Origin of the sequence: Aeromonas enteropelogenes (genome assembly GCF_000819845.1) — a bacterium.
Lineage (GTDB): Bacteria > Pseudomonadota > Gammaproteobacteria > Enterobacterales > Aeromonadaceae > Aeromonas > Aeromonas enteropelogenes.
In genome coordinates, this window is record NZ_CDCG01000004.1 from 112159 (window position 1) to 137288 (window position 25130).

29 protein-coding genes and 1 riboswitch are annotated in these 25130 nt (G+C 61.8%); of the genes, 26 read left to right on the top strand and 3 right to left on the bottom strand.

Translation table 11 applies throughout. The features are described 5' to 3' along the window. Positions 1-85: 85 nt before the first annotated feature. The 14 genes from lfiM to lfiJ all read left to right on the top strand — a co-directional run bounded on the left by lfiM (position 86) and on the right by lfiJ (position 13672). Entirely contained in the window at positions 86-964 is an 879-nt protein-coding gene (gene lfiM / locus BN1123_RS01785; protein WP_026456148.1) for a lateral flagellar motor switch protein LfiM, read from the top strand. Positions 965-972: 8 nt separating this feature from the next. Then, a complete protein-coding gene (gene lfiN / locus BN1123_RS01790; protein WP_026456147.1) occupies positions 973-1350 on the top strand; it encodes a lateral flagellar motor switch protein LfiN in 378 nt (125 codons plus the stop codon). Further along, positions 1350-2084: a flagellar type III secretion system pore protein FliP gene (gene fliP, locus BN1123_RS01795; protein WP_042025052.1), complete on the top strand. Its 735-nt coding sequence runs from the start codon at positions 1350-1352 to the stop codon at positions 2082-2084. Before lfiN ends, fliP begins: the two co-directional genes overlap by 1 nt. Before the next feature lies 1 nt (position 2085). Beyond that, a complete protein-coding gene (fliQ, locus tag BN1123_RS01800) occupies positions 2086-2355 on the top strand; it encodes a flagellar biosynthesis protein FliQ (RefSeq protein WP_042025053.1) in 270 nt (89 codons plus the stop codon). Beyond that, positions 2352-3134: a lateral flagellar biosynthetic protein LfiR gene (lfiR, locus tag BN1123_RS01805; protein WP_026456146.1), complete on the top strand. Its 783-nt coding sequence runs from the start codon at positions 2352-2354 to the stop codon at positions 3132-3134. Before fliQ ends, lfiR begins: the two co-directional genes overlap by 4 nt. Then, positions 3131-4267, top strand: a complete 1137-nt coding sequence (flhB, locus tag BN1123_RS01810) for a flagellar biosynthesis protein FlhB (RefSeq protein WP_042025054.1) — start codon at positions 3131-3133, stop codon at positions 4265-4267. Before lfiR ends, flhB begins: the two co-directional genes overlap by 4 nt. A gap of 3 nt (positions 4268-4270) precedes the next feature. Further along, positions 4271-6346: a lateral flagellar biosynthesis protein LfhA gene (gene lfhA / locus BN1123_RS01815; protein WP_042025055.1), complete on the top strand. Its 2076-nt coding sequence runs from the start codon at positions 4271-4273 to the stop codon at positions 6344-6346. A gap of 186 nt (positions 6347-6532) precedes the next feature. Beyond that, positions 6533-6620, top strand: a riboswitch (cyclic di-GMP riboswitch). A gap of 142 nt (positions 6621-6762) precedes the next feature. Then, the gene (locus tag BN1123_RS01820; protein ID WP_042025056.1) at positions 6763-8130 is read left to right on the top strand and encodes a sigma-54-dependent transcriptional regulator; all 1368 of its coding nucleotides are present in this window, start codon (positions 6763-6765) and stop codon (positions 8128-8130) included. A 3-nt stretch (positions 8131-8133) separates the two neighbouring features. Continuing rightward, entirely contained in the window at positions 8134-8460 is a 327-nt protein-coding gene (lfiE, locus tag BN1123_RS01825) for a lateral flagellar hook-basal body complex protein LfiE (protein ID WP_026457266.1), read from the top strand. A gap of 77 nt (positions 8461-8537) precedes the next feature. Continuing rightward, positions 8538-10208: a lateral flagellar M-ring protein FliFL gene (gene fliFL, locus BN1123_RS01830; protein WP_042025058.1), complete on the top strand. Its 1671-nt coding sequence runs from the start codon at positions 8538-8540 to the stop codon at positions 10206-10208. Continuing rightward, positions 10195-11223, top strand: coding sequence for a lateral flagellar motor switch protein FliGL (fliGL, locus tag BN1123_RS01835; RefSeq protein ID WP_042025059.1), 1029 nt, complete (start codon positions 10195-10197; stop codon positions 11221-11223). The genes fliFL and fliGL overlap by 14 nt, the downstream gene beginning before the upstream one ends. 12 nt (positions 11224-11235) lie before the next feature. Further along, positions 11236-11928: a lateral flagellar assembly protein FliH gene (gene lfiH, locus BN1123_RS01840; RefSeq protein WP_042025060.1), complete on the top strand. Its 693-nt coding sequence runs from the start codon at positions 11236-11238 to the stop codon at positions 11926-11928. Next, positions 11921-13252: a lateral flagellar FliI-like assembly ATPase LfiI gene (gene lfiI, locus BN1123_RS01845; protein WP_042025061.1), complete on the top strand. Its 1332-nt coding sequence runs from the start codon at positions 11921-11923 to the stop codon at positions 13250-13252. The genes lfiH and lfiI overlap by 8 nt, the downstream gene beginning before the upstream one ends. Positions 13253-13258: 6 nt before the next feature. After that, on the top strand, positions 13259-13672 hold the full coding sequence (gene lfiJ, locus BN1123_RS01850) for a lateral flagellar protein LfiJ (protein ID WP_026458465.1): 414 nt from the start codon (positions 13259-13261) through the stop codon (positions 13670-13672). Between the two features lie 23 nt (positions 13673-13695). Here the strand turns inward: lfiJ and lfgN are convergent, their stop codons facing one another. The 3 genes from lfgN to flgA form a co-directional block, all read right to left on the bottom strand. Further along, a complete protein-coding gene (lfgN, locus tag BN1123_RS01855) occupies positions 13696-14139 on the bottom strand; it encodes a lateral flagellar protein LfgN (protein ID WP_026458466.1) in 444 nt (147 codons plus the stop codon). Further along, the gene (flgM, locus tag BN1123_RS01860) at positions 14136-14411 is read right to left on the bottom strand and encodes a flagellar biosynthesis anti-sigma factor FlgM (RefSeq protein ID WP_026458467.1); all 276 of its coding nucleotides are present in this window, start codon (positions 14409-14411) and stop codon (positions 14136-14138) included. The genes lfgN and flgM overlap by 4 nt, the downstream gene beginning before the upstream one ends. Positions 14412-14489: 78 nt before the next feature. Next, positions 14490-15287 carry a flagellar basal body P-ring formation chaperone FlgA gene (gene flgA / locus BN1123_RS01865; protein ID WP_052449232.1) on the bottom strand — a complete coding sequence of 266 codons (798 nt, stop codon included), beginning with the start codon at positions 15285-15287 and terminating at the stop codon, positions 14490-14492. A gap of 49 nt (positions 15288-15336) precedes the next feature. Here flgA and lfgB point away from each other — a divergent pair, with 49 nt between their 5' ends. From lfgB to BN1123_RS21780, 12 genes are all read left to right on the top strand, one after another. Beyond that, a complete protein-coding gene (gene lfgB / locus BN1123_RS01870) occupies positions 15337-15726 on the top strand; it encodes a lateral flagellar basal body rod protein LfgB (protein ID WP_026457765.1) in 390 nt (129 codons plus the stop codon). A gap of 2 nt (positions 15727-15728) precedes the next feature. After that, complete coding sequence (gene flgCL, locus BN1123_RS01875) at positions 15729-16154, top strand: lateral flagellar basal body rod protein FlgCL (RefSeq protein ID WP_042025062.1); 426 nt, start codon at positions 15729-15731, stop codon at positions 16152-16154. Positions 16155-16157: 3 nt separating this feature from the next. Beyond that, entirely contained in the window at positions 16158-16868 is a 711-nt protein-coding gene (locus tag BN1123_RS01880; RefSeq protein ID WP_026457767.1) for a flagellar hook assembly protein FlgD, read from the top strand. A gap of 19 nt (positions 16869-16887) precedes the next feature. Further along, positions 16888-18081, top strand: a complete 1194-nt coding sequence (gene flgEL, locus BN1123_RS01885; RefSeq protein WP_042025063.1) for a lateral flagellar hook protein FlgEL — start codon at positions 16888-16890, stop codon at positions 18079-18081. 9 nt (positions 18082-18090) lie between these two features. Beyond that, positions 18091-18825: a lateral flagellar basal-body rod protein LfgF gene (gene lfgF, locus BN1123_RS01890; protein WP_042025064.1), complete on the top strand. Its 735-nt coding sequence runs from the start codon at positions 18091-18093 to the stop codon at positions 18823-18825. Positions 18826-18888: 63 nt separating this feature from the next. Continuing rightward, the gene (gene lfgG / locus BN1123_RS01895) at positions 18889-19674 is read left to right on the top strand and encodes a lateral flagellar basal-body rod protein LfgG (RefSeq protein WP_026456968.1); all 786 of its coding nucleotides are present in this window, start codon (positions 18889-18891) and stop codon (positions 19672-19674) included. After that, positions 19674-20342, top strand: coding sequence for a flagellar basal body L-ring protein FlgH (gene flgH, locus BN1123_RS01900; protein WP_042025065.1), 669 nt, complete (start codon positions 19674-19676; stop codon positions 20340-20342). Before lfgG ends, flgH begins: the two co-directional genes overlap by 1 nt. A gap of 8 nt (positions 20343-20350) precedes the next feature. Next, positions 20351-21463, top strand: coding sequence for a lateral flagellar basal body P-ring FlgIL (gene fgIL, locus BN1123_RS01905; RefSeq protein ID WP_026456966.1), 1113 nt, complete (start codon positions 20351-20353; stop codon positions 21461-21463). 8 nt (positions 21464-21471) lie between these two features. Further along, positions 21472-21870: a rod-binding protein gene (locus BN1123_RS01910; protein ID WP_026456965.1), complete on the top strand. Its 399-nt coding sequence runs from the start codon at positions 21472-21474 to the stop codon at positions 21868-21870. Beyond that, entirely contained in the window at positions 21870-23186 is a 1317-nt protein-coding gene (gene flgK, locus BN1123_RS01915; RefSeq protein WP_042025066.1) for a flagellar hook-associated protein FlgK, read from the top strand. Before BN1123_RS01910 ends, flgK begins: the two co-directional genes overlap by 1 nt. Positions 23187-23197: 11 nt before the next feature. Next, on the top strand, positions 23198-24097 hold the full coding sequence (gene lfgL / locus BN1123_RS01920; RefSeq protein WP_026456963.1) for a lateral flagellar hook-associated protein LfgL: 900 nt from the start codon (positions 23198-23200) through the stop codon (positions 24095-24097). A gap of 13 nt (positions 24098-24110) precedes the next feature. Further along, complete coding sequence (locus BN1123_RS21780; RefSeq protein ID WP_224212338.1) at positions 24111-25118, top strand: hypothetical protein; 1008 nt, start codon at positions 24111-24113, stop codon at positions 25116-25118. The last annotated feature ends 12 nt before the right edge of the window (positions 25119-25130 follow it).

The following is a 25130-nucleotide window of genomic DNA, read 5'->3' on the forward strand; positions in this document are numbered from 1 at the left end:
GAACGAACAAGTATCTATCGTGGGCTGGTTTGATGAACGAGCCGGGATCTGTGAAGCGAGATGAAATGGTTAAGGTGGATTTTCAATGACATCAAGCGGCGTAGCGCACACACCTTCCCGCCTGCTCAGTGCGGAGCAGGGGAGAGCCCTTCCTCGTTATGATTTGCTGGGCATAGAGCGGGTCAATCAGGCTCGGCTGAAACAGGTCAATGCCCCCTTGAGCACTTTCTCGCTCCAGGCGGCGAGCTGCATGGCCCAGCTGTTCAACAGTGCCGACTGCGAGCTGGCGTACAGCGAGTTTGCGGCCGAGGCGCCGGCCCGCGGCGCAGCGCCATTGATCTGGGTCGAGGCGAAGACGCCGCTGGATTCGAAACGCATCGTCTATTTCTCCATTTCCCATCAGGTGCTCTACCGCCTGGCGGTGCTGTTTTTTGGCGGTACCCTGCAACCGCAAAAAGAAGAGACTCCCCTGTCAGCCACGCGAGGGGTGACAGATACCGAACAACGCCTGCTGCTGCGCCTGTGCCAATACCAGACCGATATCTGGTCCGCGTGCCTGGGGTTGGGAGATCTGAAGTGGCAGTTGAACGTAGTACAGCCGGACGCGCTGCCTTCCCATCCGTTGCTGGTGACCAGAGCCTCCATGCAGGCCGGCAACATGGCGCACGAATGGCAGATGTGGCTGTTGCCCGCCGAAGAATCGGTGCAGCCGGCGACTTCCAGCTTGCCGGAGGGGCAGCTGTCCCGCGTCCTGCCTCATGTTCCCGTGCAACTGCGGGTGGTGATGGGGCAGCTCTCTATGACTTTGGCCGATCTGGAGTGTCTCCAGGTGGGAGATGTCTTGTCACTGGAATTGCCCGAGGTCGTTCCGGCCCTGATTGGTGCTCGTCCCTGTTTCAGCGGGCGGATTGCAGAACATAAAGGCAGCCTGGTCTACCAGGTTGCATCGGTGGTAGAGGAGTAAACCGAATCATGAGCGAGCAAACAATGAATGACCCGTTGGACCTGGATGGACTGGATCAGCTGTTTGGCGATGATATCAGCATGCCGAGCGCGGCGGATTACATGGCGCCGACCAGCAACAGCAAGCAGCGGGATCTCTCCTTCTTCCGGCAGATCCCGGTCAAGGTCACCCTGGAAGTGGCCAGCACCGAAGTGCCGCTGGGGGATCTGATGAAAGTCGAGGAAGGGGCCGTGATTGAGCTGGACAAGCTGGCGGGCGAACCGCTGGATGTGCGGGTCAATGGCCGCCTGCTGGCCAAGGGCGAAGTCGTGGTGGTCAACGGCAAGTATGGCCTGCGCCTGGTCGACGTAATCGACACCAACCTGCTGGGTGGCGTCGACGACTGATGCGCTATCTGCCGCTGACCCTGCTGCTGTTTGCACTGCCCGGATGGGGTGCCGACATGACGCTGTTCTCGGTCTCGCCGAGCGCCAGCGGGGGGGAGGATTACAACATCAAGTTGCAGATCCTCTTCTTCATGACCCTGCTCGGGTTGTTGCCGACGCTGTTGCTGATGATGACCAGCTTTACCCGGATCATCATAGTGCTGGCCATTTTGCGTCAGGCGCTGGGTCTGCAGCAGAGTCCACCGAACCGGGTGCTGATCGGCATCAGCCTGATCCTGACCCTGCTCATCATGCGGCCGGTCTGGACCGAGATTTACCAGGATGCCTTCGTTCCCTTCGATCAGAACGAGATCACCCTGTCTGAGGGGGTCGCCCGCGCCGAGAAGCCACTGCGTCGCTTCATGCTGGCCCAGACCCGCGAGCCGGACCTGGAGCAGATGATGCGGATCGCCGGTGAGCCGACCAAGATGGCCAAATCCGAGGTGCCCTTCAGCATACTGCTACCCGCCTTCGTGCTCAGCGAACTCAATACGGCGTTCCAGATCGGGTTCATGCTGTTTATTCCGTTTCTGGTGATCGATTTGGTGGTGGCCAGCGTGCTGATGGCGATGGGGATGATGATGCTCTCTCCTCTCATCATCTCGTTGCCATTCAAGCTGATGGTATTCGTTCTGGTGGATGGTTGGTCCATGACGGTGGGCACCCTGGCCGCCAGTTTCGGGGGAGGGGGTTGAGATGACGGCGGAGCAGAGCGTTGCCCTGGTAGGCGGGGCCGTCAATCTGGTGGTGACCATGGTGTCTGTGCTGATCGTGCCCGGCCTTATCGTCGGCCTGGTGGTCAGCATCTTTCAGGCCGCTACCCAGATCCAGGAGCAGACCCTCAGCTTCCTGCCCCGCTTCATCGTGACCCTGATGACCCTGATGTTTACCGGCAACTGGCTGTTGTCGCAGATCACCACTCTGTTTCATGAACTCTTCCTCAAGATCCCCGGGCTGATAGGATGAACTCGCTGCTGTCCCTCAGTGCGGCCGAGCTGACGGCTTGGTTGGGGCAGTGGTGGTGGCCCTTCATCCGCATCGCGACCGCCTTCTGGGTGATGCCCTTCTTCGGAGATGGCCGCGTCCCGCCCCAGGTGCGTCTGTTGCTCGCCTTTATTCTCAGCCTGCTGGTGGCCCCCATGATGCACGACCTGCCGGTGATAGATCCCTTCAGTGCTGGGGCAATCGTGCTGACCATCGAGCAGCTGATGTTTGGCCTGCTGTTCGGACTCTGTGTCCAGATGCTGTTCATGATCCTGACCATGGCGGGGCAGATCCTCTCCATGCAGATGGGGTTGGCGATGGCGGTGATGAATGACCCCAGCAACGGGGATACGGCGCCCATCGTCAGCCAGCTGATGCTGATCTTCTGTACCCTGCTGTTCCTCGGGCTCAATGGTCATCTGGTGACACTGGATATTCTGGTGCAGGGGTTGCGCAGCTGGCCGCCCGGCTCTTCCCTGGATTTGCTCGACATCAAGGGGGTCGTCGGCCTGCTTGGCTGGTCGATCGGGGCGGCGCTCATTCTCACGCTACCCGCCGTGGTCGCCATGTTGATGGTCAACCTCACCTTCGGGGTGATGAACCGTACCGCCCCTTCTCTCAATATATTTTCGCTCGGCTTTCCCATGACCCTGTTGCTGGGGCTGCTGACCATGGCGCTCTCCATTGGCGGCGTCCCCGCCCGTTACCTTGATCTGGTGACCTATGTACTGGAACAACTGAAGGCGTTGACTCCCTCATGAGCCAGAGCAGTGCCCAGGACAAAACCGAAGAGGCCTCCGGCCAGAAACGGCAGAAAGCACGGGAAGAGGGGCAGATCGCCCGCTCCAAGGAGCTGAGCTCGGCAGGCTTGCTGCTGCTTGGCGGTCTGGTCATGCAGTGGATGGTGCCTGCCTTTGGCCAGTTTTTCGCACAGCTGATGCGTCAGCCCATTCGCTTCGACTGGCAGGGGGAGCGTAGCCCGGCGATGATGACCGAGTGGCTGGCACAGGCTTTGCTGAACATGCTCTGGGTGCTGCTGCCGCTGTTCGGGTTTCTTGCCCTGATGCTGATCCTGCTCAGCATAGTGCCTGGCGGCCTGGTGCTGACCTGGAAAAAACTGCTGCCAAGTGGCGAAAAGCTAAACCCGATCAAAGGATTGGGCAGGATGTTCTCTCATCACAGCCTGATGGAGCTGGTCAAATCCCTGCTCAAGATGCTGCTCATCGGCGGCACCCTGGCCATGATGCTGGAACACCAGTGGCCCCATTTGTTGATGATGAACCGGATGCCGCCCCAGCTGGCGATGGAGCAGGCACTGCGGATCCTCTCCCAGGCCTTTATCCTGCTCGGCAGTGTGCAACTGCTGATCGCGGTGCTGGATGTCCCCTACCAGAGCTGGTCCCTCAACAAGCAGTTGCGGATGACCAAGCAGGAGGTGAAGGACGAACACCGCAACAGCGAGGGGCGGCCCGAGATCAAGGCCAAGATCCGTCAGGTGCAGGGGATGCTGGCGCGCGCGCGCATCGAGCAGCGGGTGCCCCAGGCCGACGTGGTGATCGTCAACCCGACCCACTATGCGGTCGCCATCAAATATGATCCCGCCAGGGCCAATGCCCCCTTCGTGATTGCCAAGGGGGTCGACAGCATGGCGGCGCGGATCCGGGAAGTGGCCAAACAACACGACAAGACGGTGATGAGCCTGCCGGACCTGACTCGGGCCATCTATTACTCCACCCGGGTGGATCAGGAGGTTCCGGCCGGCCTGTTCACCGCCGTGGCCTATGTATTGAACCATGTATTGCAGCTGCGGGCCTATCAGGCAGGCAAGGGCAAGAAGCCAAGGCCTCTTGCTCCCCTGCATGTGCCGCCCGAATTACGTCAACCTGAGAGGTAAGTTTTGAACTGGCGTATCTTGACCCAATCCTACACAGCCATCCCGCTGATGCTGTTGGCCATCCTGGCCATGATGATCCTGCCTCTGCCGGGCTGGCTGCTGGACGCCCTGTTCACGTTCAACATAGTGTTGGCTGTGCTGGTGCTGCTGGTCTCGGTATCGGCCCGCCGTCCGCTGGACTTCTCGGTCTTCCCGACCGTGCTGCTGGTGGCGACCCTGATGCGCCTGTCCCTCAACGTGGCCTCTACCCGTGTCGTGCTGCTCCATGGCCACGAGGGGGGAGATGCCGCCGGTAAGGTCATCCAGGCCTTCGGTGAAGTGGTGATCGGCGGCAACTATGTGGTCGGTCTGGTGGTGTTCGTTATCCTGATGATCATCAACTTCGTGGTGATCACCAAGGGGGGCGAGCGGATCTCGGAGGTGTCGGCCCGTTTCACCCTGGATGCCATGCCCGGCAAGCAGATGGCCATCGATGCGGATCTCAATGCCGGCATTCTGGATCAGCATCAGGCCAGGATCCGCCGCGAGGAGATCGCCCGCGAGGCGGACTTCTACGGTGCGATGGACGGTGCTTCCAAGTTTGTGCGCGGCGATGCCATCGCCGGCCTGCTGGTACTCATCATCAACCTGGTGGGCGGTCTGGCCATCGGTATCTTCCAGCATGCGCTGCCGGTGGGAGAGGCGTTCCAGCGCTTCGCCCTGCTGACCATTGGTGATGGTCTGGTGGCGCAGATCCCGTCCCTGCTGATGTCGACGGCTGCCGCCATCATAGTGACCCGGGTGAGCGATGAGGGTGAGATGTCGGAGCAGGTGGGACAGCAGGTGCTGGCGTCCCCCCGGGTCATCTATACCGCCGCCGCCATCATGCTGATCCTGGGTCTGGTGCCGGGCATGCCGATGCTGGCCTTCCTCAGCTTTGCCGCCGTGCTGGCCTGGACAGGCTGGAGTGTCAGCAAGCGCCGTGTGCAGCAACCGGATCTGGACGCCGTCCAGGAACTGAGCCGCCAGCTGACCCAGCCTGAACAGCAGGTACTGGACTGGAGCGATCTGCCGACCGTGGATGCAGTGGCCATCGAGTTGGGCTATCGCCTGGTGCCGCTGGCCGAGCAGGACAAGGGGGCCGAGCTGCTGGCCCGGGTGAGGGGCGTTCGCAAGACCCTCTCCGAGCAGTATGGCTTCCTGCTGCCGGAGATCCGGGTGCGGGACAACCTGCAGCTCCAGCCGGATCAATACCGCATCAAGCTCTCCGGCGTGTCGCTGGCCGGGGGCAATGTGGATTGCCACCGACTGATGGCCATCAGCAGCGGTGAGACCTATGGCTCTCTGGATGGTGAGCTGACCCAGGATCCTGCCTATGGCATGAGTGCGGTCTGGATCTCGCCGGAACAGAAGGCCAAGGCCCTCAACCTGGGTTATTCGGTGGTGGACTCGGCCACCGTGATCGCGACCCACGCCAGCAAGCTGCTGCGCGAGCAACTCGATACCCTGTTTGGTCATGACGAGGTGGGCAAGCTGGGCCAGTTCCTGGCCAACCAGTCTCCCCGTCTCGCCGAGGAGCTGAATCAGGCGCTGACCCAGATGCAGCAGCTGCGGGTTTTCCGCCAGTTGCTCAAGGATCAGGTCAGCCTGTGCGATATCCGGACCATAGCGACCACCCTGCTCGACGCCAGCGAGCTGACCAAGGATCCGGTTCTGCTTGCCTCCGATGTGCGCTGCGCCCTGAAACGCCAGATCGTCCGCCAGTCGATCGGCGCGCGGGACGTGCTGGCAACCTTCACCCTTGACGATCGGCTGGAGCAGACCCTGCTGGCCGCCATGAACCAGGCCCAGCAGCAGGGCAAGATCCAGCTGGACAGCTTCCCGGTCGATCCCCAGCTGCTTGGCCAGTTGCAACAAAACATGCCGTTGGTGAAGGAGCAGTTGCAGCAGCTGGGTCATGCCCCCGTATTGGTAGTCATGCCGCAATTGAGGCCATTAATGGCCAGATATGCTCGTTCTTTCGCCAAAGGCCTCAAAGTACTCTCATATAATGAGGTTCCCGAAGATTTAAGAGTCGAAGTAATAGGCACTCTTGGATAATTTATGTTCAGGAAGGGATTCCTGTGGGAAGTTTTTTTTCCGCATGCTTACTTGCTATGCAATTTAAAGAAGTTATTATGTGACAGCTTTTGACAATTTTCGTCGTGTTGAACACTAATATATCATTAGTGTCCGACACTGAATGGATTCGCCTCTTCCAGGCGCCTCATCCCTGAAAGGGTTGTCACAGGACAAGGGCAAACTGAACTGAAAAGTCAGGACGCAAAGCTACCGGTCTAACAGCAGTAATGCTTATGACAGCGGGGTTGCCAGACAGCCAATCATCTTGGTTATCATGGTTTTACTTTAATAACACGGTCCTTTTTTGGACTGTGGGTGCGCGTTTTGACGACTCATGCTTGGTTTATTGCTAAATCCATCAGCAAGGGTGTCTGACATTAATGAATGATAATAATATGCCCGTATTTGATGAAATACGGGAACATCATGTCTCGAACCTGCCTATTTTGTTAGTGCAGCCGGAATTTGCTGCAACTTGTCACACTGCAGACATATTGTCAGGGCATGGATATCCGGTAGTCAGGGTTAATTCAGTAAATAAGGTTGGCGATTTTGTTAATAAAAATCGCACGGGTCTCATCTTATTTGACATGGATGCCATGACGGAAGCTGGCCCCGGAATATTGAAATCGTTTGCCGGTGTTGATTCTATTATTCTGGTCAACGAAAACCAGGCCAATCTGGCCGCCGAAGCCATGTGTGCCGGCGCGATCGACTACATTGTCAAACCCTTCAGTGCCCAACAATTGCTGGAAACCATCCAGTGTGGCCTGCGCCTGCGCCAGAAGATCCCGAACCTGGTCGCCTTCTCGAACAAGAGCCTGCAGGTACTCCAGCTGGCACGGCGAGCGGCCAAGACCTGTGCCACCATCCTGATCGGCGGCGAGTCGGGCACAGGCAAGGAGTGCCTCGCCCGCTATATCCACGACATGTCCTGCCGGGCGGGCAAGCCCTTCGTCGCCATCAACTGTGCGGCGATCCCCGAAGCCATGCTGGAATCCATCCTGTTTGGTCACAACAAGGGGGCCTTCACCGGCGCCACCAGTGCCCAGCCCGGCAAGTTCGAGCTGGCCCAGGGGGGGACCCTGCTGCTGGACGAGATCTCCGAACTCTCCCTGCCCCTGCAAACCAAGCTGCTGCGCGTCCTGCAGGAGAAAGAGGTGGAGCGTCTCGGCAGCCACCAGACCATTTCCCTCGACGTGCGGATCATCGCCGCCAGCAACAAGGAACTGCGCACCCTGGTGGCGGAAGGACAGTTCCGCGAAGACCTCTTCTATCGGCTGGATGTGCTGCCCATCAGCTGGCCCGCCCTGCGTGAGCGGCCGGAAGATATCCTGCCGCTGGCCTGCTTTTTCATCGAGCAACATGCCCCCGGTCAGGGCTACCGTCTGAGCGAGGCCGCCGCCCGGCAACTGGTTACTTATCAATGGCCTGGCAATGTGCGCGAGCTCGACAATGTCATTCAGCGTTCGTTGATCATGGCTCGGGGTTTGCATATACAGGCGATCGATTTGATGTTGCCCATCGATCAGCAGGATGACGAGAGTGCGCCTGTTGACCTGGTGGGGTCATGCGACGGGTTGAGCGAGACCCGCCGCAATGCGGAATTTCAATTCGTACTGGAAACCTTGCGTCGCTTTCGTGGCCATCGTACCCGTACCGCGGATGCGCTCGGGATGACGACCAGGGCATTGCGATACAAGCTGGCGGCAATGCGTGAGCAAGGCATTGATATCGAACGGCAGATTCAAGCAGAGGGATAAAGAGTGAAGATTGAAATGATGTCATCACAAGTAACACTACTGCAGCAGATGCAGGAGATGCAGCGTGTCGCCAGCCAGGCGCCTTCCATCGAGTCAAACGGCACGCCGGAAGTCTCCTTCAGCAATGCCATGCAGGATGTCATCGGTCGTGTCAACGAGCAGCAGAATGTCTCGTCCCGCTTGATGGCTGCCGTCGATACCGGCCAGAGCGATGATCTGGTGGGTGCCATGGTGGCGAGTCAAAAGGCCGGCCTCAGCTTTTCCGCCCTGATGCAGGTGCGCAACAAGTTGATGACCGGGTTTGACGACATCATGCGCATGCCGCTCTGAGGTAACAGATGACTGAACTCGTGACATCCAGGCCGGGGGAACAGGACGGCTCGCTGAAAGACAGGTTGCAAGAAGGATTGCGGCATTGGCGCAATCTATCCCGCGACAACAAATCCATTTTGACCATCGCGCTGCTGGCTGCCATCGTCGCCGGCACCATAGTGGTGATCCTCTGGACCTCCAGCAAGAATTACGTCCCGCTCTACGGCAAGCAGGAACTGTACGACACCGCCAACATCATGGAGATGCTGGAAAAGGAGCAGATACCGTTCCGGCTGGAGAAGAGCTCAGGGCAGATCCTGGTGCCTGAACACCAGCTGGCTCCTGTGCGCATGGCGCTGGCCGCGCGCGGGGTGCGTGCCGCCATGCCCGCCGGGCTGGAAGGGCTCAATGCGGTGACGGGTCTCGGCACCAGTGAATTCATGGAAGGGGCACGCTATCGCCATGCCCTGGAAGGGGAGCTGGCCAGAACCATCATCTCTCTCGATGCGATCCGCAGTGCCCGGGTACATCTGGCGATCCCCAAGCGGACCCTGTTCGTCGGTCGGGATGAAGAGAAGCCCAGCGCCTCCGTGATGCTGGATCTGCAGCCGGGCCAGTCCCTCGAGCCCGGTCAGGTCGAGGCCATCGCCAACCTGGTGGCGGGCAGCATCTCCGGCATGAAGCCCGGCGCCGTGACCGTGGTCGACCAGGCCGGCCAGCTGCTCAGTGCCGAGGTGGGCGACAAGGCCACGTTCGGCAAGCAGAGCGTGCAGCAGATGGAGTACACCCGCAAGCTGGAGCAATACATCCGTCAGCGGGCCAACGACATGCTGATCCCCATGCTGGGCAACGGCAACTTCCGGGTGCAGATCGCCGCGGATGTGAATTTCAATGCGGTGGAAGAGACCCAGCAGCAGCTCGATCCGTCCGGCGTGCTGACCCGTGAGTCCAGCAAGTCCGACAAGACCATCGATTCTCTGGCACTTGGCATTCCGGGGGCCCTTTCCAATCGTCCGCCGGAGACGACTGCCAATGCGGCCGAGGATGGCAAGGAGAAGGAGGCGCCCTCCAAGGGGGATGCGCGTACCGAACGTCAGGAAGTCACCAAGCAGTACGAGAACAGCCGCACCATAGTACATACCCGCTATCAGCAGGGCCGGCTGGAGAAGATCAACGTCTCCGTGCTGCTCAACCAGCAGATTGCCCCCAAGGAGGGCTGGAATGCGGATCAGCTCGAGCAGATCCGCCAGATGGTGGAACGCGCCGTCGGTTTCGATCAGACGCGCGGTGACCAGATCAGCCTGCAGGTGTTCAGCTTCACCGGCGCCCCGGCGGTCACCATCCCCGAATCCAGCTGGTGGGAAACCCCCTATTGGCAGGATTCCCTGCGCTATCTGGTTGGCGGTCTGCTGGGCCTGACACTGGTCTTCTTCGGCATCCGTCCTCTGGTCAAGCATCTGGTGCGTACCCAGCAGCCGGTCGATGAGACGGTGGAACAGGAAGAGGAGCAGGAACCGACCGTCGGTCTCGCCATGCGCCGCAGCGGCGATGAAGAGGATGAGGCGGCGACGGCCATGTCCAACAGCCTGATCCGCTCGGAAGGTGCCGGCCAGCCGCACTTCGCCGCCGTCGACATGGATTCGCTGCCCGAGCCTGGCTCGGAGCTGGAGGTCCAGCTCAAGCACCTCCAGCTGCTGGTTGAGAAGGACACCGCCAGAGTGGCGGAAGTGATCAGAACATGGGTGAGTGGCAATGAACAACGTTAACCTGAACCAGAATGCGGTCGATGTTGACATCGACGACCTCGAGAAGGCCGCCATCCTGCTGCTGAGCATGGGCACGGAGGCGGCCGCCAAGGTGATGCAGAAGCTCTCCCGGGACGAGGTGCAGCGCCTCATCTCCAAGATGGCGGGGCTGCCCGGCGTCAGTTCGATGGAAGCGCGCTGGACCCTGCAGCAGTTTTTCAACCAGTACCGCGAGCAGAGCGGCATCGGCAGTGCATCGCGGGAGTATCTGGAACAGACCCTGGATCTGGCCCTTGGCCAGTCTCTCTCCCGCAGCCTGCTCGACAGCCTGTATGGCGACGTGATGAGCCAGGATATCCAGCGTCTGCAGTGGGTGCCGGCCGACGTGCTGGCCCGCTTCTTTCGCAACGAGCACCCCCAGATGCAGGCGGTACTGCTGGCCTTCCTGCCACCCCAGACTGCCTCGGCCGTACTCGATGCCCTGCCGGGCTCGGTTCACGACGACCTGCTGGTCAGGGTCGCCGGCCTCAGCACGGTGAGCGAGCATGTGCTGGGCGAGCTGCGTCTGACTCTGGAGCGCTGTCTGGCCTATGTGGCCGATCAGGCCGGTGCCAAGGTCAACGGGGTTCGCCAGGTCGCCGATATTCTCAACCGTTATCAGGGGAACAAGGAGCAAATGCTCTCCCTGCTGCGCGAACACGATGGCGAGATGGCCATCGAGATCGAGAAGAACATGTTCGACTTCATGGCGTTGCGTCGCCAGAGCGACGAAACCCTGCAGCGTCTGGTACAGGAGCTGCCAAGCGAGCTGCTGGCCCTGGCGCTCAAGAATACCGAGGCCAGCTTCCGCAAGGTGGTGCTGGGTGCCATGCCCAAGCGGATGGCACAGTCGCTCGACGACCAGATCCAGAATCAGGGCAGCGTCTCCCTGCGCAAGGTCGAACAGGCCCGCACCGAAGTCATGCAACTGGTGCGCGAACTGGTCGAGCAGGGCGAGATCGAGTTCATGTTGTTCGAAGAGCCCACGGTCAGCTAACAGGAGGCAACCATGAGTCACCATGTGCGCAAGTTGCAGCCTGGGGCGACCCGTCTGTACCGCTTTCCTGCCCTGGGCCAGAGTGGCGAAGAGGCCCAGAACCAGCAGGAACAGTTCGAATACGGCTATCAGCAGGGGCTGGAGCAGGGTCATGATGAAGGTTATCAGACCGGCTATCAGCAGGGCCTGACCAGCGGCCTGCAGGAGGGGGAGAGTCGGGGACTGCAACAGGGACAGACCCGGGGCTTTGCCCAGGGGCTGGCAGAGGGGCGTGCCGAGTTCGAGAAGGCGATGGCCCCCTTTGCCAAACTGCAGGAGCAGTGGAGCGCCCTGACCCAGGAGAAGATGCAGCAGCAGAAGGCGTTGATCGCCCAGCTGGTGGAGCAGGTGGCGAGGCGGGTCATCATGGCCGAGTTCACCCTCAACCCGCAGCAGGTGTTGCATCAGGTGGAACAGGCGCTGGCGACCCTGCCAGCCGATCCCGAAGAGCTGGTGATCTACCTCAACGAAGGGGATCGCGAACGTCTGCTGGAGCAGGGCGTGACCCGCTGCGAAGGGTGGCCCCTGCAGGTGGATCCGGCCCTGGCGGTAGGCGACGCCCGCATCGAGACCCGGGCTGCCGTGGTGGAAGTCAGCACCAGCACCCGTCTGACAGCCTGCATCGAGCAGGTCAACAGCTCGCTGAGCGTCACCCAGGATGCATGACGCTCTGCAGCGGGCGCTGACCTCGGCGCTCGACAACCTCGATGAGCTGCCCTCCTTTCGTCGTTATGGTCGCCTGGTGCGAGTCACCGGGCTGACCCTTGAAGTGGTGGGCTGCCAGCTGGTGATGGGGCAGCGTTGCCGGGTCAGCACGGCCGGCGGGGCTCCCTTGCTGGCCGAAGTAGTCGGCTTCAACCGCGACGTCTCTTTCCTGATGCCTCTTCAGCCGATTAGCGGTCTTTACTCCGGCGCCCGGGTCGAACCGGTCGAGGGGGAGGAGACGGTGCGCATCGGTTCCCATCTGCTGGGGCGGGTGCTCGATGGCCTGCTCCAGCCACTCGACGGCCGTCCCCTGCCCGAGGCGGGGGAGCCGGTGCCCCTGTTTGCCATGCCTCCGAACCCGCTGTTGCGGGTGCCGGTGCGCGAGCCCCTCGATGTGGGGATCCGTGCCATCAATGGCCTGCTGACGGTGGGCAAGGGCCAGCGCCTCGGCCTGTTTGCCGGCTCCGGGGTGGGCAAGAGCATGCTGCTCGGCATGATGACCCGCAACACGGCGGCGCAGATCGTGGTGGTGGGGTTGATTGGGGAGCGGGGCCGGGAGGTGCGCGAGTTCATCGAGCACAGCCTGGGGGCCGAAGGGCTGGCCAGGGCCGTGGTGATCGCCGCGCCGGCCGATCAGTCTCCCCTGATGCGACTGCGGGCTGCCCAGCTCTGTCACCGGATCGCCGAATACTTCCGGGAGCAGGGGCAGGACGTGCTGCTGCTGATGGACTCCCTGACCCGTTACGCCCAGGCCCAGCGCGAGATCGCACTGGCGGTCGGGGAACCCCCCGCGACCCGCGGCTATCCCCCCTCAGTTTTCGGCATGCTGACCCAGCTGGTGGAGCGGGCCGGCAACGGCACCCATCCGGATGGCAGCCTCAGCGCCTTCTATACGGTGCTGGCGGAAGGGGACGATCAGCAGGATCCCGTGGTGGATGCCGCCCGGGCCATCCTGGATGGCCACATAGTGCTGACCCGCCGTCTGGCGGAGGAGGGGCACTATCCGGCCATCGATATCGGCGCCTCGGTCAGCCGGGTGATGCCCCAGGTGGTGCCGGGCGAGTGGCAGCAACTGGCGGTAACGCTGCGCCAGCTGTGGGGGCGCTATCAGCAGGTGCGCGAACTGCTGCCTCTGGGCGGCTACCAGCCCGGCGCCGATCCGCAGATGGATGAGGCTGTGCAGCGCTATCCGGCCATCGCCGCCTTCCTGCAGCAGGGGCTTCATGAGGAAGTGCCCTTCCAGCAGGTGATGGCGGGCCTCAAGCAGGTGTTGGGACAGGGGTAAGTCGTCATGCTCAAGTCGTATCTTGGATTGCAACAGGATGAGCTGGAGAAGCTGGGTCAGGAGCGGCGGCGGCTGCGCGAGATCGCCCTGCAGGAAGAGCAACGGGCACACAAGCTGCAGGAGGTGATCGCCGCCCTGCGTCCCGGTGCCGAGCCGTTTCATCCCCTGCTGTGGCAGAACCGTCAGCAGATGGATGGCCAGCTGCGCAAGATGCTCTCCCATCAGGTGCAGCAGTCGACTCTGGCCAGGATGGACCTGGATCATCATGAAGGGGTGATGCGACAGCAGGTGGGCCGGGTCAAGGGCCTTGAGCTGCTGCTGGCGCGCCGGGCGGCGCAGGGGCAGCAACAACAGGAGAAGCGGGATCAGCATCAGCTCGACGAGCTGGCCAGCCTGCGTTATCTCGCCAGGGGAGGCTGAGCACTCACATCAGGAAGGGTTGCTCAGTCGCGAAAATCGTCCGGTTGACCGTAGCCGGGCTCCTGGCCGAGCAGGGTCTGGATCGTCTCTATCTGTCCGGCCAGCAGGCGGCCGTTGAGTTCATTCTGGTGCAGGCAGCGTTTCAGGGAGTGCTCCAGCTGCTGCCACTGCGCGCCGACCTGGCGCTGCAGGTTGTCGGGCAGCTTGGCTATAAGTTTGGCCATCCCCTTTTCATCCGGTTTGAGCCCCAGCGCCAGCAGATGCTGGCAGCGCTGCTGGGCCTGCAACTGCACCTGGGCCATCAGCCGGTTCTGCTGCTGGTTGTGGGTGGCAAGGCTGTCCACGTCATGGGCGGCCAACAGGGCGTGCTGGCGCTGCAACACCTGCTCCAGCTCCTGATAGCGTCCGGTATCCTGCTGGATGCCGACGATCAGCTCCCGCACCCGCTCCTTGGCTGTCAGGCTCATCGGCGGTGCATGTCCACAATGGCCTGGCTCAGGGCGTCCATGTCCAGTTCCAGGCGGCCTTCGCTGATGGCCTGGCGGATCTGGTTCACCTTGTCCATGTCCACATCCGAGGTGGTACTCAGGAGCGCGCTGGCCTGGGTCACGGATTGCGCGGTGGCGCTGATTTTGGCATCGCTCCGGGGCTGGCTGGCCGGTGCCTGGGTCGCCGGTGCTTCCTGCTTGCGGGCCGCTTGGGGCTGGCTATAGAGCGGATCGGTGCGAGTAATCTTCATAATCTGGCTTCCTGATGGTCTTACCCTGAAATAGGCGACCCAAGTCACGCTGAACTTGAATCGAATCGTGGCGGAAGGTCAAAAACGGGTTTCCACTTCCCCCCGGCCGACGACCCAGGCCTGGATCACCTTGCCCGAGCGGCTGTTTCTGACCTTGATGGCATCCCCGATGGCGCCGTTTTCCAGCGCCTCGCCCCGGGTTGTGGCGGAGAAGGAGCCATCGCTGGCCCGGATCAGTACCCCTTGATCCTTCTCGATGGCCCAGGGTTTCTGCAAATCCAGCTCCCCCAGCAGATGGCCAGCCCTGAGATGGCGGCTGCTCTTGTAACCCTGCAGCGACTGGTTGGCGGGGATGAATCCCCGCTGCAGGCGGCTGACGTCCAGCTCCTGCACCAGCACGTCCGCTGCGGTGATCGGGACGTCGCGCTGGATGTCCTGCGCGGCCACCCAGACCGGCAGGGTCAGATTGACCTCCACCCGGCCCCGCAACTGCCAGCTCGGGCTCAGGCAGGTGATGAGATAGGGGCGGCGTCCCCAGGGCTGGCGATACTGGCCGCCCGCCTGCAACTGCACCTGCTGCTCGCAGGGGGGGAGGTGGGCCACCGCCGACGAGAGCCAGACCTGATAGTCAGCGGTCGGGGTGGGCCAGCCTTGCTGCGTGACGTACTCCTCCAGCGTGGTACGGGCGTCCCGGATCAGGGCATCCTCCAGCTCATCAGCCAGAGTCTGGGCCGCGTGTGCATGAACGCTGCCGAGCAGCAGGAAGAGAGCGAGCCCGGATTTCCATGCAGGAAGTCTGGCTTCCACCTCTTGGTTGCCGGTTTGCCCCCGGACCGGCGCGAGGCCGCCCTTGGCGTGGATTGTCAGGATTGGCATGACTCTTGATAACACCCGCATCGGTCCGATTGATGGAAAAGGATAAAACATGAGCCTCTCGTTTGACCGCGCCCTTGGCGTGCACCCCTATGCGCTTGAAGTCAGAGCGGATCGCGCCCGCATTCTGGCTGGCAACCTGGCCAACGTGGATACCCCTGGGTATCTGGCGCGGGATGTGGATTATAAGACGATTTTGAACGGGGTCGCACGGCAAGTTGCGCGCGGTGACGAAAGTGCCGCCATCACTCAGGGCAGCATGGCCGACGAGATGCGTCACCCGCTATACCGCATTCCCTATCAGCCATCCATGGATGGCAACACGGCCGAACTGAGCGTTGAGCAGAGCAAGTTTGCCAACAACGCCACCGATTTCCAGACCAGCCTGACCTTTCTCAATATGAAAATCACCGGGATCGCCAAGGCGATCGAGGGACGTTAATCATGTCATTCAACAAGATCTATGACATCGCGGGCAGCGCCATGCGGGCTCAGACGGTACGACTCGACACCGTCGCCTCCAACCTGGCCAACGTCGACAGCGCCGCGAGCAGCGAAGAGAGCGCCTTTCGTGCGATCAAACCTGTCTTTTCCACCCTCTACCAGCGCGTTCAGGACGCTGAAGGACTGGGTGCGGCCCAGGTACAGGTCGCCGGCATAGTGCAGTCCGACCGCATGGTCGAGAAGCGTATGGAGCCCACCAACCCGCTCGCCGATGAAGATGGCTATGTCTACTACTCCAACGTCAACGTGGTGGAAGAGATGGCCGACATGATGAGCGCCTCCCGTGGCTTCGAGACCTCGGTCGAGGTGATCAACCGGGTCAACAGCATGCAGCAGGGGCTGCTGCGTCTTGGTCAGGGGGTCTAACCGATGAGCCTGCCACAAGTCAGCAATCTGGACAGTGCACGGGGCAGCCAGCGCGCTGGCGCCACCCCGGAGATAGCCTCAAACAATGCGGGACAAACCGAGGGAAATCAGGGTTCCCAAGGCAGCCAGGGCGTTCAGCTGCGCAATGAATTTCTCCAGATGATGGTGGCCCAGATCAAGAACCAGGATCCGACCAATCCTCTCGACGGCGCCCAGTACGTCACCCAGCTGGCCCAGTTCAGCATGGTGGAGGGGGTCGAAGGGTTGAAGATCCTGCAGCAGCAGTCCATCGCCATGATGGACACCCAGCAGGTACTGCAGAGCACCGACCTTATCGACAAGGAAGTGATGGTACCCAGCGGTACGCTGGAGCTCTCCGAAGAGCAGGCGATCCGCGGCCAGATCGAGCTGCCCAGCACTGCCAACCAGATCGAACTCAAGGTGTTCGACGAGCATGGCCAGCAGGTGGCCAGCCAGAGCTGGGGCGAGAGCAAACCGGGGGCGATCGACTATGAGTTGCCCGCGCTGCCGCCCGGAAAGTACAGCTTCGAGGTCAAGGCATCCATGGATGGGGCCGCGGTCACTACCAAGAATTATGTTGCCAGCACAGTGGAACGCGTGTCGCTACCGGGAACGGGCGAGATCATGTTGCAGGTCGCCGGGGTGGGTGAAGTGCCCCTCTTCAGCGCAGTTCAGTTTGGCAAGTCGGCGTAACTAACAGAGGATTGAACCCGTGTCTTTCAATATCGGATTGAGCGGCCTGCGCGCCGTAAACCAGGAGCTGAGCGTCATCAGCAACAACGTGGCCAACGCCAGCACCGCCGGCTTCAAATCCAGCCGTGCCGAATTCGCCGCCATTTATGGCGGTGGCCAGGCAGGCGGGGTGGAGATGAACAACGTCTCCCAGAACTTCGAGCGCAACGGCGACCTGATGCGCACCGGACGCGGACTGGATCTGGCCATCTCCGGCAGCGGTTTTTTCGTATTGAAAGAGGCCAACGGCCAGAGCTCCTACACCCGCGCCGGCATGTTCCAGCGTGATGCCAGCAACCATCTGGTGGCTGCCAACGGCGCCCGTCTGCAGGGTTACTCCACCAACGCGGCGGGCGAGCTGCAGGCCGGGGTGATCGGGGATATCCAGGTTCAGGCCGGCAGCCTGCCCGCCAAGGCCTCCGATACCCTGGAGTTCGTCGCCAACCTGAAGGCCGATGCCAGCGTCATCGACCCGACTGCCAACCCGTTCGATCCGGCCAAGAGCGAGAGCTACAGCTACTCCCAGACCAGCAAGGTCTACGACTCCCTCGGCAGCGAACACAGCGTGACCCAGTATTTCGTCAAGACCGGCGACAACAGCTGGACCGTGCATTACACCTTCGACGGCACCGATCTGAAGGCGCCGGTCGCGCTGACCTTCAACAAGGATGGTACCCTGGCCACGCCTACCGCCATGCCCAAGCTGGCCCTGACCCCGCCGGGTGCCAACCCCCTTGAGCTCACCGTCGACATCAGCAAGGTGAGCCAGTACGCATCCGACTTCAACTCGACCCGCAACCAGTCCAACGGCTACACCGCCGGGGATCTGACCGGTGTGCGGGTGGATGCCGATGGTGGCGTGTATGCCACCTTCACCAACGGGCAGAGCCTGCTGCAGGGACAGGTGGTGATGGCCAACTTCGCCAACCCCAACGGCCTGCTGCAGACCAACAACACTACCTGGCAGCAGTCTTTCAGCTCCGGCCAGCCGGTGCTGGGCGTTCCCGGCTCGGGCACCCTGGGCAACCTGACCGCCGGTGCCTATGAGGGTTCCAACGTGGATCTCACCGGTGAACTGGTAAGCCTGATGACGTCCCAGCGCAACTATCAGGCCAACGCCAAGACCATCAGCTCCGCTGACAAGATGACCCAGGTCCTGTTCAACTCCTTCTAAGGCTGAACCGTGGAAAAGCTTATCTATACCGCCATGTCGGGGGCGCAACACACCCTGATGGCACAGCAGATCAGGGCCAACAACCTGGCCAACGTCAACACGGCCGGTTTTCGGGCCGACTTCGAGCGCGTCTCGGCCCTTGCCCTGACCGGCGACGGCTACCAGAGTCGCGTGATGGCGCGGGAAGAGCTGGCCGGCACCGACTTCAAGGCCGGTGTCCTGATGCAGACCGGTCGCCCGCTGGACGTGGCGATCCGTGGCGATGGCTTCTTCACCGTACAGTCCGCCGATGGCAAGGAGTCCTACACCCGGGCCGGCAATCTGACCCAGGATGCCGACGGCCTGCTCACCCTCAACGGTCGCCCCGTGCTGGGTGATGGCGGTGAGCTGGTGTTGCCCGCCTACCGCGACATCCACTTCGGCAAGGACGGTACCCTCAGCGTCACCCCGCCGGGGGGCGGTGCCCGCCTCGAAGTCGGCCGGCTCAAGCTGGTCAATCCGGACACCCGTGAACTGGTGAAGGGGCCGGACGGCCTGTTCCGCCAGCGTCAGGGCGAGGATGCCGAGATGAGTGACGAGGTGGTGATGGCCTCCGGATTTCTGGAAGGGGCCAACGTCAATGCCGTGGACGAACTGGTCAGCAGCATGGCGCTGACCCGCAACTTCGAGTTGCAGGTCAAGTTGATGAAGAGCGCCGATGATCAGGCCCGCCAGGGGGCACGCCTCATCTCGGGTCAAGGCTGATAGCCGGATTATTCCGGTCGCCGGGCAAGGGTCTGGCGGCCAGCAAACGAATGGAGAGACAAGATGCACGCAGCACTGTGGGTCGGCAAGACGGGTCTGGCCGCGCAAGATACCAAGATGGCCAGCATTTCCAACAACCTGGCCAACGTCAACACGGTCGGCTTCAAGCGCGATCGCGTGGCGTTTGAAGATCTGTTCTATCAGGTTCAGCGCCAACCGGGTGCCCAGCAGGATCAGCAGAACGAGGCCCCGATCGGCATCCAGATGGGCAATGGTGTGCGGGTGGTCGGCACCCAGAAGGTCTTCACCTCCGGCCAGTTCCAGAACACCAACCAGGAGCTGGACATGGCAGTCGTGGGGGCCGGCTTCTTCGGCGTTGAGCGCCCGGACGGCGAGACGGCCTATACCCGTAACGGCCAGTGGCACCGCAATGCCGACGGCCTGCTGGTCAACGCCGACGGCCTGCCGATGGTGCCGCAGATCGAGATCCCGGACAACGCCACCAAGGTGTCGATCGGTACTGATGGTACCGTCAGCGCCACCCTGCCGGGCCAGCAGGAGAACGTCGAACTGGGTCGCATCACCCTGACCAACTTCGCCAACCCGGCGGGTCTGGAAGCCCTCGGGGGCAACCTGTACCGTGCCACCGGTGCTTCCGGCGAGGCCATCGAAGGGGTGCCGGGCGAGGAGGCAATGGGAGCCATCAAGCAGTTCACCCTGGAGAGCTCCAACGTCAACGTGGTGGAGGAGATGGTCGACATGATCACTACCCAGCGTGCCTACGAGATGAACGCCAAGGTGGTCTCCGCGGCCGATCAGATGCTCAAGTTCGTGACCCAGGCGCTCTGATGATGGCGTTGCTGCGTTATATCTGGCTGGTACTGCTGCTGGGGGGCTGTGCCACCTATGAACTGAAGGCGCCCGAGCCCGGTGACGAGAAGTGGGCTCCTTCCCGATCCAAGATGATCGCCAACGTCCAGGGTGAAGACGGCGGGCTCTACCGGGGCGACTACATGATGACCCTGTTCCAGGATCGCCGCGCCTACCGGGTGGGCGACATCCTGACCGTGATGCTGGAGGAGCGGACCCAGTCCAGCAAGAAGGCCAACACCAGCATGAGCAAGAACAGCAGCATGAATGTGCCTGCCCCTTCCATCGGTGGTACCTTGCGGCCGGATTGGGGGGCCAGCGTCAGTGCCGATCGGGATTTCGACGGCGGCGCTACCTCCAGCCAGCAGAATACCCTGGCGGGGGCCATCACGGTGACGGTGGCGGATGTCTACCCCAACGGGGTGCTCGAGATCCGCGGCGAGAAGTGGATCCGCCTCAACCAGGGGGATGAATATATCCGCCTCGGGGGCATGGTGCGGGTGGAAGACATCGACCAGAGCAACCGCATCTCTTCCCAGCGCATCGCCGACGCCAGGATCACCTATGCCGGACGCGGTGCCCTGGCCGACAGCAACCAGATGGGCTGGCTGGCGAGGTTCTTCAGCTCGGCCTTTGCGCCATTTTGAGGTTTGACATGAAAAAGTGGTTTATTCCCCTGATTTGTCTCTGCCTGCCCTGGCTGGCCCAGGCGGCTGCACCGGCGCCGGCCAAGCGGCCGTTGCTGGACATCGCCGATGTGCAGGGGATGCGCACCAACCAGCTGGTGGGTTACGGCCTGGTGGTCGGCCTGTCCGGTACCGGTGACAAGGGACAGGTCAAGTTTACCGGCCAGTCGATGACCAACATGCTCAAGCAGTTCGGCGTCCAGCTGCCAGAAGACATAGATCCCAAGCTCAAGAACGTGGCGGCGGTCTCGGTACAGGCCACCCTGCCGGCGCTGGCGGGCAAGGGGCAGCTGGTGGACGTGACCGTCACGTCCATCGGGGATGCCAAGAGCCTGCGCGGGGGCTCCCTGCTGCTGACGCCGCTGCGGGGCATTGACGGCGAAGTCTATGCCGTCGCCCAGGGCAACCTGGTGGTGGCGGGGGTCAAGGCGGAAGGCCAGTCCGGCTCGTCAGTGACCATCAATGTGCCGACCGCCGGTATCATCCCCAACGGGGCCACCATAGAGCGGGAGGTAAAGAGCAGCTTCACCGAGAAGCCGGAGGTGACCCTCAACCTGCATCAGCCGAACTTCAAGACGGCCCGTAACGTCGAGCGTGCCATCAACCAGCAGCTGGGGCAGGTCGCCCGGGCGGTGAGTGCGGGGCGTATCCAGGTGATGGCCCCCAAGGACGAGAGCCAGCGGGTCTCCTTCATGGCCCTGCTGCAGGATATCCAGGTCGATACGGGCAAAGAGCGTCCCCGGGTGGTGTTCAACAGCCGTACCGGTACCGTGGTGATGGGGCAGGGGGTCAAGGTGCGCAAGGCGGCGGTCAGCCATGGCAGCCTGACGGTGACCATAGGCGAGAGCAAGACGGTCAGCCAGCCCAATGCCTTCTCCAACGGCCAGACCACTACCACGCCCAACTCCCGGGTGCAGGTCGATCGGGAACGCAAGAACATGTTTGTCTGGCCGGAAGGCACCTCCCTCGAGGTGATCGTGAAGGCAGTCAACTCCCTTGGCGCCACGCCGGATGACATCATGGCAATCCTGCAGGCGCTGGACGAAGCGGGTGCTCTCGAAGGGGAGTTGGTGGTTATTTAAGGATTCATATGACCAGAATTACGAGCGAGCCTGGCTTCTATCAGGATCTCAATGAACTTCAGCAGATCAAAAGCAATCCGGACCAGCGGGCCGCCCTCGAGGCGGCCGCAGGCCAATTCGAGGTGAGCTTTCTGCAAACCGTGCTCAAGCACATGCGCTCGGCCAGTGATGCCCTGCAGGATGAAGAGGACAAGCTGATCAAGGGGGAGAGCCTCTACCGCGACATGTACGACAGCCAGCTGGCCATGAGCATGGTCAAGCGCGGCGGTCTGGGGCTCAAGGAACATATGGTCAGCCAGTTGGGGGGCGCGCTAAAGAATGTCGAGCCCGTGGTCGCTTCAGACTCCCAGACCCTGGCTGCATTCAGCCAGCCTCTGAATTCGGCAAAAATGAAGAAGGTTGACTGATGTCACTGATCAATATCGGTTTTAGCGGTTTGAGCGCGGCCCAAATAGCCCTCAACGTTTCCGCCCAGAATATTGCCAACGTCGATACCGCCGGCTACAGCCGCCAGGAGGCCACCATGGGCACCCTGGCCGGTTTCGGCCGCATGGACAACGGCATGGGAGTGGCGGTCAACGGTGTTCGCCGGATAACCGATGCCTATATGGTGACCCAGCACTGGCGTGGCATGTCTGCCGTCGGTTCCTCCCTCTCTCATTACCAGTACATCAACACCGCCGAGCAGTTGCTGGGCAGCGAGTCGATGAATATCTCCAAGGGGCTGGACAGCTTCTTCTCGGCCCTGAGTGCCGCGGTGGACAGCCCGGAAACCCCGGCGCAGCGCAGCCAGATTGTCAGCTCGGCGGGTGCCCTGATCAACCGCTTCGGCCAGCTCAACGAGAGTCTGTTGACCCAGGAGAAGCAGATCGACGACCAGCTGGGCAGCTCGGTCAAGCAGGTCAACAGCTACCTGAACCAGGTTGCCGAACTCAACCAGCAGATCGCCGATCAGCAGAGCAAGGGGGTCAACACTTCGGCCCTCGAAGACAGCCGGGATCAGGTGGTGCGCGAACTCTCCGGTCTGGTGGAAGTGCGGGTCAACCGCCAGGGCGATGGCTCCTATGCCCTCAGCCTGCCGCAAGGTCAGCCGCTGGTGGTGGGAGGCAGCGCCAGCCGCCTCGCACTGACCGGCGACAAGCTCAAGCTGGATTTTGCCGGACAAACCTTCGAGATCCCCTCCCTGCAAGGGGGAAGCCTGGCGGGCATCCTCGATTATCGTGCCAACACCCTGCGCCCGATGCGGGACGAGATCGGCCAGATCGCCAAGCAGCTGGCGGAGGATTTCAACAAGGTGCAGATCGCCGGGGTGGATTTGAACGGCAATAAGGGCAAGGAGATGTTCGTCTATGACCCGCTGGATCCTGCCGGGACCCTGCGTCTGGCCGATGGCTTCACCGGTTCGGATCTGGCCTTCGCCAAGACTGGCGGGGCGGGGGACAACAGCAACCTGCAGGATATGCTGACCATCAAGGACGCCCAGTACGACGCCTACAGCTCCCTGCTGGGGGACCTGGCGGTCAAGAGCGGTCAGGCCAAGGCCACCATGGAGGCGGACGCCAACATGGAGAAGCAGCTGGCCCGCAACCTCAGCAGCGTCAGTGGCGTCAACCTGGATGAAGAGGGGATGAAGATCATGTCCTACACCCAGCTCTATCAGGCCAATGCCAAGGTGATCAGCACCGCCGATCAGCTGTTCGGCTCCATCCTCAACCTGTTCTAAGGGGCATCGTCATGCGCGTGAGTACCAACCAGATCCAGCTTGGCATGCTCGACAACCTGCAACGGGGACTGGGGGACTATGCCCGCCTCGATCGCCAGATCGCCAGCAACAAGCGGATTCTGCAGCCGTCCGACGATCCGGTCGGTAGCGTGCGCCTGCTGGGGTTGCACAAGGAACAGAGTGCGATGGAGCAGTACCAGAAGAACATCGCCAACGCCAAGAGCCAGCTCTCCCAGGGGGAGATCCAGCTCGACAGCATGACCAATATGCTGATGCGCCTGCGGGATCTGACCCAGATGGCGGCCACCGGCTCCATGTCCGATGAGGACCGCCGGGCCGCCGCCAGCGAAATGGCCATCATCAAGGATGGTCTGTTGGATCTGGCCAACGCGCGCAACGAGAGTGGCTCCAGCCTGTTTGCCGGCAGTCAGGTGAACAACACCACCATAGTGAAAGAGGCCGATGGCAGCTACAGCTACAAGGGTGATGGCCTGGTGCGCGAGGTGACTATCGCCAAGGGGGTCACCATAGGGTTGAACCAGACCGCCGACAAGCTGTTCATCGATGATGGCGACTTCTTCAAGCAGCTCGATGAGACGGTGGCGGCGCTGGAGAGCGGCGCCCCGGATGCGGGAGAGAAGGCGGGTGCCATGCTGGATCGCAGTGCCACCCTGCAGGATGACATCAGCGACATGGTGAGTAATATAGGCGCCCGCATGAACTTGCTCGATCAGGTCGATGAGGGTCATGAAGAGAAGGGCATCTACAGCAAGGAACTCAGCAACCAGATTGAGTCCCTTGACTATGCCAGTGCGGTGACCAAGCAGGCTCATGTCCTGATGGCATTGCAAGTACAGCAGCAGGCGTTTGTCAAAGTGAACGGGCTCAGCCTGTTCAACTACATGCCGTAACAAGTGAGAAACCATGATGAAGATCCAGGCCACCCGAGCCGGCGGGATAGCAGAGACCCCCGCGCACCCCAGATTGCAGGGGCGGACGGAGGCTGAGCAACCCCTTCATTCTGGCAAGAAATCTTCTTTTCGGGCCCCCGATGTCACCAAGCTGGATCGCTGGGCCCTGATGAGCGTGGCCCAGCAAAGGATCGCCCATGCCCAGGGGGGCGAACAGGCCCTCAGCCGTATCTGGGGCGAACTCAAGCGGGTCGAGCAGCAACTGTCACAACGCAGCGTGGCCGGCAGCGATATCGCCAGCCGTCTCAAACAGATGGAAGCCCAGCTCATCCAGCCCCAGGGGCCGCTGACCGCAGAACTCAAGCCGCGCCTGCTGGCATCGGCGAGCGAAAGCCGGATCAATTACAGTGCTGATCAGCTGGATCTGCTATCCCCCCGCAATGGCAGCGAACGACTGGTCTTCTCCTTTCCCCAGAGCGGCAGTGCGGTGGAAGTGCAACTGCCTGCCGGCGCCAGCCAGAAGGAGGCCGTCGGCCGCCTCGATCAGGCGCTGCGCAAGGAACATATCCAGGCCCGGCTCAACGAACTGGGCAAGCTGGAGCTTTCCATCGCCGACAACCAGCGGCGCAAGCTTGATGAACCCGTGCTGATCAGTGGCGAAGGGATCCGGATCCCGGCGGGCAACCCTGTGCCAATCCAGTTCAAGGCCGCAGCGGGTCAGCTGACCCGGCTGGGAGAGGGGATCAGTCAGGGTGAGCTGCGCCAGGAGCGGCAACGGCTGCAACGGATGCTGGCGGAGATCGAACACTCGGTGCGCGATCTCAAGCAGTTTCGCCAGAAGATGGTCAAGCAGCTGGCTCAGGTCAAGGCGCGCACCCAGTCGGCCACCCCGGCGGAGCTGGAACAGATCCAGTCGCTGCTGGCCAGCCAGCTCAGGGAAGGGGGCTTTGCCGGCACCATGTCGGGCCTGCTGGCCCAGGCCAATGTTTCCCGCCAGAATGTAGTGGCACTCCTGAGCTGAAGAGACGCTCTT